10 protein-coding genes are annotated in these 11,764 nt (G+C 69.5%); 2 read left to right on the top strand and 8 right to left on the bottom strand.

Features of this window, described 5'->3' with window-relative positions; genetic code table 11:
* Window positions 1–518: 518 nt before the first annotated feature.
* The 3 genes from IE265_RS31910 to thyX form a co-directional block, all read right to left on the bottom strand.
* Window positions 519–2,204, bottom strand: coding sequence for a ribonuclease J (locus tag IE265_RS31910; protein WP_190039228.1), 1,686 nt, complete (start codon window positions 2,202–2,204; stop codon window positions 519–521).
* Between the two features lie 135 nt (window positions 2,205–2,339).
* Window positions 2,340–3,239, bottom strand: a complete 900-nt coding sequence (gene dapA / locus IE265_RS31905) for a 4-hydroxy-tetrahydrodipicolinate synthase (RefSeq protein ID WP_190039227.1) — start codon at window positions 3,237–3,239, stop codon at window positions 2,340–2,342.
* Between the two features lie 211 nt (window positions 3,240–3,450).
* Complete coding sequence (thyX, locus tag IE265_RS31900; RefSeq protein WP_190039226.1) at window positions 3,451–4,200, bottom strand: FAD-dependent thymidylate synthase; 750 nt, start codon at window positions 4,198–4,200, stop codon at window positions 3,451–3,453.
* Between the two features lie 330 nt (window positions 4,201–4,530).
* On the opposite strand from thyX, the gene IE265_RS31895 reads away from it, so the two are divergent.
* Window positions 4,531–5,091 carry an SCO5741 family PH domain-containing membrane protein gene (locus tag IE265_RS31895; RefSeq protein WP_190039225.1) on the top strand — a complete coding sequence of 187 codons (561 nt, stop codon included), beginning with the start codon at window positions 4,531–4,533 and terminating at the stop codon, window positions 5,089–5,091.
* Window positions 5,092–5,236: 145 nt separating this feature from the next.
* Here the strand turns inward: IE265_RS31895 and IE265_RS31890 are convergent, their stop codons facing one another.
* The 5 genes from IE265_RS31890 to rpsO all read right to left on the bottom strand — a co-directional run bounded on the left by IE265_RS31890 (window position 5,237) and on the right by rpsO (window position 10,693).
* Window positions 5,237–5,689 carry a tetratricopeptide repeat protein gene (locus tag IE265_RS31890; protein WP_190039224.1) on the bottom strand — a complete coding sequence of 151 codons (453 nt, stop codon included), beginning with the start codon at window positions 5,687–5,689 and terminating at the stop codon, window positions 5,237–5,239.
* A 5-nt stretch (window positions 5,690–5,694) separates the two neighbouring features.
* The gene (dapB, locus tag IE265_RS31885; protein ID WP_190039223.1) at window positions 5,695–6,447 is read right to left on the bottom strand and encodes a 4-hydroxy-tetrahydrodipicolinate reductase; all 753 of its coding nucleotides are present in this window, start codon (window positions 6,445–6,447) and stop codon (window positions 5,695–5,697) included.
* A gap of 24 nt (window positions 6,448–6,471) precedes the next feature.
* Entirely contained in the window at window positions 6,472–7,851 is a 1,380-nt protein-coding gene (locus IE265_RS31880; RefSeq protein ID WP_190039222.1) for a M16 family metallopeptidase, read from the bottom strand.
* Window positions 7,848–10,064, bottom strand: coding sequence for a polyribonucleotide nucleotidyltransferase (locus IE265_RS31875; RefSeq protein ID WP_190039221.1), 2,217 nt, complete (start codon window positions 10,062–10,064; stop codon window positions 7,848–7,850). The genes IE265_RS31880 and IE265_RS31875 overlap by 4 nt, the downstream gene beginning before the upstream one ends.
* Before the next feature lie 341 nt (window positions 10,065–10,405).
* The gene (rpsO, locus tag IE265_RS31870) at window positions 10,406–10,693 is read right to left on the bottom strand and encodes a 30S ribosomal protein S15 (protein WP_020128575.1); all 288 of its coding nucleotides are present in this window, start codon (window positions 10,691–10,693) and stop codon (window positions 10,406–10,408) included.
* A gap of 271 nt (window positions 10,694–10,964) precedes the next feature.
* Between rpsO and IE265_RS31865 the strand changes: the two genes are divergently transcribed.
* Window positions 10,965–11,279 (top strand): DUF397 domain-containing protein, encoded by a 315-nt coding sequence (locus tag IE265_RS31865; protein ID WP_190039220.1) that lies wholly within the window; start codon window positions 10,965–10,967, stop codon window positions 11,277–11,279.
* The last annotated feature ends 485 nt before the right edge of the window (window positions 11,280–11,764 follow it).

The raw sequence follows: 11,764 nt of genomic DNA, 5'->3' as shown, positions 1-11,764 counted from the left end.
ATGTTTTCCCGTAATCGGGACTCCACCACGAGAGCGGAACAACCGGCCGGAATAGGGCCGATCATTCACAGCGTCCTCGCTGATGCGCCTGCCGGACAATGCCCGACAGGACTTTTTCAAAGGAACCTCCACCCACCACGATGTGGTAGACGGGGTATCAACATATCTGGCGTTGATTTTTGGCACGCTGTTGAGTTCTCAAGGAACGGACGCTTCCTTTGTACTCACCCTCTCGGGCTTTCCTCCGGGCGATTCCCTTCGGTCTTGCGTTTCCGACTCTATCAGACCGTTTCCGGTTCCGATTTCCTCGGTGCTTTCCAGGTTTCCGCTTTCGCGTTTCCCTTTCCGGCGACTCCGACTTTATCAGAAGTTCTGAGTCGGAATTCCCGCTCCGTTCGGTGTGCTCCGGACACGTAGTTGTGCCGGGTTCCCGTTCAGGCGGAGACGTAAACGTACTGGAGCCGGGCGCCCCGATGCAAATCGAGGGGCCCGGCTCCGGAAGGCCGCAGGTGAGGCGCTCAGACCTCGACCACGACCGGCAGGATCATCGGCCGGCGGCGGTAGGTGTCGGAGACCCACTTGCCCAGTGTCCGGCGGATCAGTTGCTGCAACTGGTGGGGCTCGACCACGCCGTCCTGGGCCGACCGTTCCAGCACTTCGGCGATCCTCGGTGCGACCTCCCCGAAGGCGGAGTCGTCGATACCGGAGCCGCGGGCCTGGATGTGCGGGCCGGCGGTGATCTTGCCGGTGCTGGAGTCCACGACCACGAAGACCGAGATGATGCCCTCGTCGCCGAGGATCTTGCGGTCCTTGAGCGCCGGCTCGCCGACGTCGCCGACCGAGAGGCCGTCGACGTACACGTATCCCGCCTGGACCTTGCCCGCGATCCTGGCCTTGCCTGCGACGAGGTCGACGACCACGCCGTCCTCGGCGATCACGATGCGGTCGTGCGGGACGCCGGTGAGGGCTCCCAGTTCTGCGTTGGCGCGCAGGTGGCGCCATTCGCCGTGCACCGGCATCAGGTTGCGCGGCTTGCAGATGTTGTAGAAGTACAGGAGCTCGCCGGCGGACGCGTGGCCCGAGACGTGCACCTTGGCGTTGCCCTTGTGGACGACGTTGGCTCCCCAGCGGGTCAGGCCGTTGATCACGCGGTAGACCGCGTTCTCGTTGCCGGGGATGAGCGACGACGCCAGGATCACCGTGTCGCCCTGGACGATCCGGATCTGGTGGTCGCGGTTCGCCATGCGGGACAGGGCCGCCATCGGCTCGCCCTGCGATCCCGTGCACACGAGGACGATCTGGTGGTCCGGGAGGTCGTCGAGCGTCTTGACGTCCACAACCAGGCCCGGCGGGACCTTCAGGTAGCCGAGGTCCCTGGCGATGCCCATGTTGCGGACCATCGAGCGGCCGACGAAGGCGACACGGCGTCCGTACTCGTGGGCCGCGTCCAGGATCTGCTGGATGCGGTGCACATGGCTGGCGAAGCTCGCCACGATGATCCGCTTGCTGGCGCCGGCGAAGACCTGGCGCAGCACGTTCGAGATGTCGCGCTCGGGCGGTACGAAGCCCGGGACCTCGGCGTTCGTCGAGTCGGAGAGAAGGAGGTCGATGCCCTCCTCGCTCAGCCGTGCGAAGGCGTGCAGGTCCGTGAGGCGGCCGTCCAGCGGAAGCTGGTCCATCTTGAAGTCGCCGGTGTGGACGACCATGCCCGCGGGGGTGCGGATGGCGACCGCGAGGGCGTCGGGGATGGAGTGGTTGACCGCCACGAACTCGCAGTCGAAGGGGCCGATGCGCTCGCGGTGGCCCTCCGCGACCTCGAGTGTGTACGGGCGGATGCGGTGCTCCTGGAGCTTGGCCTCGATGAGAGCGAGGGTCAGCTTGGAGCCGATGAGCGGGATGTCCGGCTTCTCGCGGAGCAGGAAGGGGACGCCGCCGATGTGGTCCTCGTGCCCGTGCGTGAGCACGATGCCCTCGATGTCGTCGAGGCGGTCCCTGATGGACGTGAAGTCCGGCAGGATCAGGTCGATTCCGGGCTGCTCCTCCTCGGGGAAGAGCACTCCGCAGTCGACGATCAGCAGACGGCCGTCGTACTCGAAGACGGTCATGTTCCGGCCGATTTCACCGAGCCCGCCGAGCGGGGTGACCCTCAGGCCCTCCTTGGCCAGCTTCGGCGGCGGCGCGAGTTCAGGATGCGGATGACTCAAAAGACTCTCCTCACCACACGCGCCACGTACCTGGCAGGGCACGTGGCGCGCGTGACGTTCGTGCAGTAGCAGTTGTCTGTTGGCGCAGGCGCTGCGGCCTGCGTGGTCGTACGTATTCAGTTGTGAAGTCTGTGGTCAGATCTGTACCCCGCCTGCGGCGAGGTCGATCTTGAGCTGCGTGGTCTCCTCGGGCGACAGGCCGACCATGGGGAGGCGCAGCGGCCCGGCGGGCAGGCCCTGGAGGGCGAGCGCGGCCTTCGTCGTCATGACGCCCTGGGTACGGAACATGCCGGTGAAGACGGGGAGCAGCTTCTGGTGGATCTCGGTGGCCTTCTGGACGTCGCCGCTGGTGTAAGCGTCGATCATCGCCCGCAGCTCGGGGGTGACGACGTGGCCGACGACGGAGACGAAGCCGACCGCGCCCACGGAGAGCAGCGGGAGGTTGAGCATGTCGTCGCCGGAGTACCAGGCGAGGCCGGAGCTGGCGATGGCCCAGCTGGCACGGCCCAGGTCGCCCTTGGCGTCCTTGTTGGCGACGATACGCGGGTGCTCGGCGAGCCGCACCAGCGTTTCGGTGTTGATCGGTACGCCGGAGCGGCCGGGGATGTCGTAGAGCATGACCGGGAGCCCGGTCGCGTCGGCGATCGCCTTGAAGTTCTGGTAGAGCCCCTCCTGCGGGGGCTTGTTGTAGTACGGCGTGACCGTCAGGAGGCCGTGCGCGCCGGCCTTCTCGGCGTCCCGGGCGAGCTCGATGCTGTGCCGCGTGTCGTTCGTGCCGACGCCCGCGACGACGTGGGCGCGGTCGCCGACCGCCTCCAGTACGGCTCGTACGAGATCCGCTTTCTCCGCGTTGCTCGTGGTCGGTGACTCACCGGTGGTGCCGTTGATGATCAGGCCGTCGTTGCCTGCGTCCACCAGGTGGGTGGCGAGCCGCTGAGCGCCGTCGAGGTCGAGTGCGCCGTCCGCCGTGAACGGCGTGACCATGGCGGTGAGGACCCGCCCGAAGGGGGTCTGCGGAGTGGAGGTCGGAGCCATGGGTAACACGCTACTCGCTGCTCACCGTGCGGTCTGCCCTCGGGTCGGGCGACAAGTCATGACAAGTATGGAGCCCGGCACTGCCTGCTCGGGGGTTCAAGCAGTGCCGGGTCCGTTTGATCAGGCTAGATGAACTTCTCGAAATGCCGCAATACGGACACTTCGCTCGGTTGAACCGCACAGATGTACCCGGCGGCGTGGAGCGGGTGCGCTAAGGGGCCACGCGCCCGTTGCCGTTGAAGGCCGCGTACGTGAGGGGCATCAGCCGCGCCCACTCCGCCTCCATCTTCTCGCCGACCATCTCGATCTCCCGCTGCGGGAAGGACGGCACCCTCGCGAGCTCGTGCTGGGTGCGCAGGCCGAGGAAGTGCATCAGCGAGCGGGCGTTGCACGTCGCGTACATCGAGGAGAAAAGACCGACGGGGAGGACCGATCGGGCGACCTCGCGGGCGACTCCGGCGGCGAGCATCTCCTGGTACGCCTCGTACGCGTGCCGGTAGGAGTCCTCCATGACGCGGCCCGTCAGCTCCTGCTGGGCCCGCGTGCCCTCGACGAAGACGTACTTGCCGGGGCGGCCCTCCTGGACCAGCCTGCGGGACTCGTCCGGAACGTAGAAGACCGGCTGGAGCTCCCTGTACCGACCCGATTCCTCGTTGTACGACCAGCCCACCCGGTGGCGCATGAACTCGCGGAACACGAAGATCGGGGCGTTGATGAAGAAGGTCATCGAGTTGTGCTCGAAGGGGCTGCCGTGCCGGTCCCGCATCAGGTAGTTGATCAGGCCCTTGGAGCGCTCCGGGTCCTTCTGCAGCTCCTCGAGGGACTGCTCTCCGAGGGTCGAGACGCGCGCGGCGAACAGCACGTCGGAGTCGGAGGCGGTGTGCTTGACCAGCTCGACGGTGACATCGCTGCGGAAACCGGGCTTGAGGTCGTCGGCGGCGTCGGCGGGTGTGTCGGTCACGGCTTGGTGGATCCTTCCCATCACGGGCTCGGGCGGCGTCCACTCTACGGCCCGGCACCGACAACGGGGCGTTCGGTGCCGGGACCCGACATACGGCACCGAACATCGCCGAAGCCGGTCAATCCGGGCACCCGTTCGGGGCATCCGCTCGTCGGTCGGCGCCTCACCCGGGCATACGCGGCAGCCGCCCGCGGCCTCCGCCCGCCGAACCTCCGCGACGGCCCGGGTGGCGCGGAGGGACTCCCTTGGACCCCCGAGGGTGGTGGGCGGAGATCGGGCTGGGTAGCCTCACCGGGCACAGCCCATGCGTGGATTGAGTGAGGATCAGCCGTGCCCCTGCCCTTTCTGACCGCCGACCGCGCGTTCGACGCGCCGGGCGAGGATCTCGCTCTGCCGTTCGACGACCGCGACCAGTGGCGGCGCCCCTACCGTCCCGGCCCCTGGCGGGTCGCCGCGGCCGCGCTGCTGCTCCTGCTCGCGTCGTACGTGCTGTTCGCCACCGTCATCATCTCGGTGGCCGGCAACCCGTCCGGTGGCGCGGTCTGCCTCGGCATCGCGGCGGCCGTCATCGCGAGCGCCCTGCGCCTGCTGCGGATGGGTGCCTGGGTCAGTGCCCACGGGCTGCGCGCGGTGCGCTTCCTGAGCACGCGCACCACCCCTTGGGGCCAGGTCCGGGAGGTGCGGACCGTGCAGCAGCCGGTGCGCTGGCTCGGACTGCCGCGCACGGTCCAGGGGCAGGCGCTGGTCCTCGTCCGCGCGGACCGCGCGGGTGACGGTCCGGCTGCGCTCGTGACCACGCACAACGCGGACTTCCTCGGGCGCCCGGAGGCCTTCGACCGGGCGGCCGACAGTGTCGAGGTGTGGGCGGACGAGTACCGCCACCACGCCTGAGCGGCGAGCACGAAGGGGCCGGACCGCGCGAGAGCGGTCCGGCCCCTTCGTCGTACGGCGGTCGCTGTCCTCCCACACGACGGCGTGCGTGCCGCGCGACGCACGAGCCTGCCGTGCCGTCGTCCGACGTGCCCGGGCGGGCGCCTCAGACCCGTACGGGCCTGCCCTCGCGCAGTGCGATCGCGTGCTGCATCGCCTTGCGGGCACGCGGTGTGTCGCGGGCGTCGTGGTACGCGACCGCGAGCCGGAACCAGCTCCGCCAGTCGTCGGGCGCGTCCTCCGTCTCGGCCTTGCGCCGGGCGAAGACCTCGTCGGCCGAGTCCCGGTCGATGCGGCCGCTCGGGCTCCGCTTCAGCTCGTCCACGGGCAGGCCGCCCTCGGCGTCGAGTTCCGCGGCGAGCCGGTTCGCCTTCCTGACGAACTCGGTGTTCTTCCAGAGGAACCAGATGCCGATCACCGGCAGGACCAGGACGGCGACACCGAACGTGACGGTGAGCGGCGTGCCGGCCTGGACGAGCATCACCCCCCGGCTGCCGACCAGGACGAAGTAGACGACCAGGACGGCGGCCGTGACGGCGTATGTGATCTTCGCGCTCATACCGGTTACTTCAGATCCAGGAAGTGTTCCAGGCCGAAGGTGAGGCCCGGGGCGCCCACCACTCGGCGTACGCCGAGCAGGATGCCCGGCATGAAGCTGCTGTGGTGCAGGGAGTCGTGGCGCAGCGTGAGGGTCTCCCCCTCGCCGCCGAGCAGCACCTCCTGGTGGGCCAGCAGACCGCGCAGGCGCACCGCGTGCACGGGCACGCCGTCGACGTCCGCGCCGCGGGCGCCGTCCAGGGCCGTGACCGTGGCGTCGGGCTGCGGGGCGCTGCCCGAGCGCTCCCGGGCCGCCGCGATGAGCTGGGCGGTGCGGGTGGCGGTGCCGCTGGGGGCGTCCACCTTGTTCGGGTGGTGCAGTTCGATGACCTCGACCGACTCGAAGTACGGCGCCGCCGCCTCGGCGAACTTCATGGTCAGGACCGCGCCGATGGAGAAGTTCGGCGCGATCAGCACACCGGTCTCCGGGGAGGCCGCGAGCGAGGTGCCGAGCTGCGCGAGCCGCTCGTCGGTCCAGCCGGTCGTACCGACCACGGCGTGGATGCCGTGGCGTACGCAGAAGTCGAGGTTCCCCATGACCGACGCGGGCGTGGTCAGTTCCACGGCGACCTGGGCACCGGACTCGGCCAGCGTCTCCAGTTTGTCGCCGCGGCCGAGCGCGGCCACCAGCTCCATGTCCTCGGCGGCCTCGACGGCCCGTACCGCCTCGGATCCGATCCGGCCCCCGGCTCCGAGGACCGCCACGCGCAGCTTGCTCATGTTCCTGCTTCCTTCGTCGAGGACTTACGCGACCGCTTCGTGCAGACGGGACGCCTGCTTGTCCTTCAGCGGGCCGATGACCGACAGCGAGGGCCGCTGTCCGAGCACCTCGCGGGCCACCTCCCGGACGTCGTCCGGGGTGACCTCGGCGATCCTGGTCAGCATGTCGTCGACCGACATCTGCTCGCCCCAGCACAGCTCGCTCTTGCCGATACGGTTCATCAGCGCGCCCGTGTCCTCCAGTCCGAGGACCGTCGAGCCCCGGAGCTGGCCGATGGCCCGGCGGATCTCGTCGTCGGACAGACCGTGCTCGGCGACCTGGTCGAGCTCGTCGCGGCAGAGCTTGAGCACGTCGTGGACCTGGCTCGGCCGGCAGCCGGCGTAGACGCCGAAGAGCCCGCAGTCGGCGAAGCCCGAGGTGTACGAGTACACGCTGTAGGCCAGGCCGCGCTTCTCGCGGACCTCCTGGAACAGCCGCGAGGACATGCCTCCGCCCAGCGCGGTGTTGAGCACACCCAGCGCCCAGCGGCGGTCGTCCGTGCGGGCCAGGCCCGGCATGCCGAGGACTATGTGGGCCTGCTCGGTCTTGCGCCCGAGGAGCTCGACACGACCCGCGGTACGGATGCTGCGGGAGCCGTCGCGCGGGGCGATCGGGGTGGCGTCGGGCTGCTTGAGGGCACCCGCCTTCTCGAAGGCGGCGCGGACCTGGCGTACGACCTTGTTGTGGTCGACGTTGCCCGCGGCAGCGACCACGAGGTGGGTCGGGTCGTAGTGCTTGCGGTAGAAGCGGCGGATGCGGTCCGCGGTGAGGGCGTTGACCGTGTCGACCGTGCCGAGGACCGGGCGGCCGAGCGGGGTGTCGCCGAGCATGGTGTGCGCGAACAGGTCGTGCACGCAGTCGCCCGGGTCGTCCTCGGTCATCGCGATCTCTTCGAGGATCGCGCCGCGTTCGACGTTGACGTCGTCCTCGCGGATCAGGGAACCCGTGAGCATGTCGCAGACGACGTCGATGGCGAGCGGGAGGTCGGTGTCCAGCACACGCGCGTAGTAGCACGTGTACTCCTTCGCCGTGAAGGCGTTCATCTCGCCGCCGACCGCGTCGATCGCGGAGGAGATGTCCAGGGCGGACCTGCGGTTCGTGCCCTTGAAGAGCAGGTGCTCCAGGTAGTGCGTGGCGCCGTTGAGGGCCGGCGTCTCGTCGCGCGAGCCCACGTGCGCCCAGATGCCGAAGGTGGCCGAGCGCACGGAGGGCAGGGTCTCGGTGACGATGCACAGTCCACCGGGGAGGGTGGTCTTGCGGACCGTGCCGATACCGTTCTCGCCCTTGATGAGGGTTTGGGTACGGGCGACGGCCCGCGCCTCCGAGGAGGTGCGGGCCGTCGCCGTGGAGCTACTCGACGTCACTTGTCGGTGTCGTCCTTCTTCTCGTCGTCGCCTTCGCCCTCGATCACGGGGATGAGGGAGAGCTTGCCGCGGGAGTCGATCTCGGCGATCTCGACCTGGACCTTGGAGCCCACGCCGACGACGTCCTCGACGTTCTCCACGCGCTTGCCGCCGGCCAGCTTGCGGATCTGCGAGATGTGCAGCAGACCGTCCTTGCCCGGGAGCAGCGACACGAACGCGCCGAAGGTCGTCGTCTTCACGACGGTGCCCAGGTAGCGCTCGCCGACCTCCGGCATGGTCGGGTTGGCGATCGAGTTGATCGTGGCGCGCGCGGCCTCGGCCTGCGAGCCCTGGGCGGCACCGATGTAGATGGTGCCGTCGTCCTCGATCGTGATGTCGGCGCCGGTGTCCTCCTGGATCTGGTTGATCATCTTGCCCTTGGGGCCGATGACCTCGCCGATCTTGTCCACGGGGATCTTGACGGTGATGATCCGCGGGGCGTTGGGGGACATCTCGTCCGGCGTGTCGATCGCTTCCATCATCACGTCGAGGATGTGGAGGCGGGCGTCACGGGCCTGCTTGAGGGCCGCGGCCAGGACGGAGGCGGGGATGCCGTCCAGCTTGGTGTCGAGCTGGAGGGCGGTGACGAACTCCTTGGTGCCGGCGACCTTGAAGTCCATGTCGCCGAAGGCGTCCTCCGCACCGAGGATGTCGGTGAGGGCGACGTAGTGCGTCTCGCCGTTGATCTCCTGGGAGATCAGGCCCATGGCGATACCGGCGACGGGGGCCTTGAGCGGCACACCGGCGTTCAGCAGCGACATGGTGGAGGCGCAGACCGAGCCCATCGACGTCGAGCCGTTGGAGCCGAGGGCCTCGGACACCTGACGGATCGCGTAGGGGAACTCCTCGCGGGTCGGGAGGACCGGCACGATGGCGCGCTCGGCGAGGGCGCCGTGCCCGATCTCGCGGCGCTTGGGCGAGCCCACGCGGCCGGTCTCGCCGACGGAGTACGGCGGGAAGTTGTAGTTGTGCATGTACCGCTTGCGGGTCACCGGCGAGAGGGTGTCCAGCTGCTGCTCCATGCGGAGCATGTTGAGGGTGGTGACGCCCAGGATCTGGGTCTCGCCACGCTCGAACAGGGCGGAGCCGTGCACGCGCGGGATGGCCTCGACCTCGGCGGCGAGCGTACGGATGTCCGTGACGCCGCGGCCGTCGATGCGGACCTTGTCCTTGATGACGCGCTCACGGACCAGGGACTTGGTCAGCGAGCGGTACGCGGCGGAGATCTCCTTCTCGCGGCCCTCGAACTGCGGGAGCAGCTTCTCGGCGGCGAGACCCTTGACGCGGTCCAGCTCGGCCTCGCGGTCCTGCTTGCCCGGGATGGTGAGGGCCTGGGACAGCTCGCTCTTGACCGCGGCGGTGAGCGCCTCCAGGACGTCGTCCTGGTAGTCGAGGAAGACGGGGAACTCACCGGTGGGCTTGGCGGCCTTGGCGGCGAGGTCGGCCTGGGCCTTGCAGAGCACCTTGATGAAGGGCTTCGCGGCGTCCAGACCGGCGGCGACGACCTCCTCGGTCGGCGCCTCGGCGCCGCCCGCGACCAGCGTGATCGTCTTGTCGGTGGCCTCGGCCTCGACCATCATGATCGCGACGTCGCCGTCCTCCAGGACACGGCCCGCGACGACCATGTCGAAGACGGCGTCCTCGAGCTCGGTGTGCGTGGGGAACGCGACCCACTGGCCGTTGATCAGCGCGACGCGGACGCCGCCGATCGGGCCGGAGAAGGGCAGGCCGGCCAGCTGCGTCGACGCGGACGCGGCGTTGATCGCCACGACGTCGTACAGGTGGTCGGGGTTGAGCGCCATGATCGTGGCGACGACCTGGATCTCGTTGCGCAGGCCCTTCTTGAAGGACGGGCGCAGCGGGCGGTCGATGAGGCGGCAGGTGAGGATCGCGTCCTCGCTGGGCCGGCCCTCACGGCGGAAGAAGCTGCCGGGGATCTTGCCGGCGGCGTACATCCGCTCCTCGACGTCCACCGTCAGGGGGAAGAAGTCGAGCTGGTCCTTGGGGTTCTTCGAGGCGGTGGTGGCCGACAGCACCATGGTGTCGTCGTCCAGGTACGCCACGGCGGAACCGGCGGCCTGCCTGGCCAGCCGGCCCGTCTCGAAGCGGATGGTGCGGGTGCCGAAGGAACCGTTGTCGATAACGGCCTCGGCGTAGTGGGTCTCGTTCTCCACTAGCGTTTTCTCCGATACTTTTCGTCTTTCGTCCCGACCTGCCCGTGTGGCAGGGGGACGCCTGCGGAGAAGCGCGCCTTCTGGTGCGGGCCGGTCTTCGATCGAAGCTCCCGGGCTCACTGTCCCCCGGGGGCCACTACCGAGGACCGGCGGCGGCAGGATGCGCCTCTCCTCGTACGGTGCGGCGACCGCTCCGCGCTGTGCGTCGGTCCGGTGCCGCGTTGTGTCGTGCGTGTTGCGTCCTGCGTCGTGCTACCACACTACAAAGAGGTGGTGACACTCCGCACGTACAGCAAAGGGAGCGGTCCCCTTCAGACGGGAACCGCTCCCTTCACGGCGTCCTACTTGGCGCCGGCCGCACCGCGGCGGATGCCCAGGCGGTCGACCAGCGCACGGAAGCGCTGGATGTCCTTCTTCGCCAGGTACTGCAGGAGGCGACGGCGCTGACCGACCAGGATCAGCAGACCACGACGGGAGTGGTGGTCGTGCTTGTGGGTCTTGAGGTGCTCGGTCAGGTCCGAGATACGGCGCGAGAGCATCGCGACCTGGACCTCGGGAGAGCCGGTGTCGCCCTCCTTCTGACCGAACTCCGTGATGAGCTGCTTCTTCGTAGCGGCGTCGAGCGGCACGCGTACTCCTCGTAGTCTTCGATGGCCACCGAGTGCCCCTGGTCCACTTCTCAGGGGAGCTTCCGTTACTCGGGAGGCGGGGATCCGCTGGGCGCGTCCTCCAGGGCCCTTTCGGGGCGATCCGGAGGTGCGTACACATACGGCCGTCCCACAGCGTACCAGGGGGCCGGGGTCCCACCGCCCCGGGTTCGCGGAGTCCGGGGAGGCCAGGGCCGGTCCCAGTAGTGTGACGCGACACGTCGCTCGCATGTCGGGAAGGGGTCGCTTCGCCATGGCCGAGACAGGGACGCAGGCAGAGGCAGAGGACAGGAACGTCAAGGCGCGCAAGGAGCGGGAGAAGGACGAGCTCTACGCCCTGGACATCTCGGACGTCGCCTGGCAGAGCGCACCGGGCACGGAGGAGCACGAGGAGCGGGTGGAGATCGCGAACCTGCCCGGCGGCGCGGTGGCGATGCGCTCCTCCCTCGACCCGGACACGGTCCTGCGGTACACGGAGGCCGAGTGGCGCGCCTTCGTGCTGGGGGCGCGGGACGGGGAATTCGACCTGGAGCCGGCGTCTCAGGACGGCGGGACGGCCGCGGAGTAGCCGGCCGGCTACGGTCGGCTGCCCGCGTGGGGCGCCGACCCGGGCACGGGCTGCCTGCGGCGGCGGCACGGCGCAGGACGGGCACTGGCACTGGCACGGACAGGAGGGTCGGCGGCTCGGGCTGCCGGCCCTCCTGTCGTCGGTTCCGGGGGTACGGGGTCCGGGCAGGAGGTTCGCCGCGGGTGTACGGGTGTACGGGCGCCCGGGCGGCGGGTCCGGCGCGCGGGTGTACGGGGTGTCCGGGCGGTGGCTCCGGCGGTACTCCCGGGACGCCCGTTCCGAAGTCGGCGTCGGGCCTGGCCGGCTCCCGGCAGCCGGCGCCGGGCTTCGCGGAGGGCGGGGTCGGGGCTCGTGCCGGGTGGATGTCGATGCGGGGTCGTCCGGTGCGCCCCAGGTGCGCGGGCCTTCGCCGTACGCGCCCGGCCGGACGTGCGGGGGGGGGCAGGACGGGCGCGTTCGGGTGGAGGTCGATGCGGGCCAGGCGC

Origin of the sequence: Streptomyces fructofermentans (assembly GCF_014651055.1) — a bacterium.
Taxonomy (GTDB): Bacteria; Actinomycetota; Actinomycetes; order Streptomycetales; family Streptomycetaceae; genus Streptomyces; species Streptomyces fructofermentans.
The sequence above is the reverse complement of the archived record's forward strand: the minus strand, read 5'-3'. Positions and strand labels throughout refer to the sequence as shown.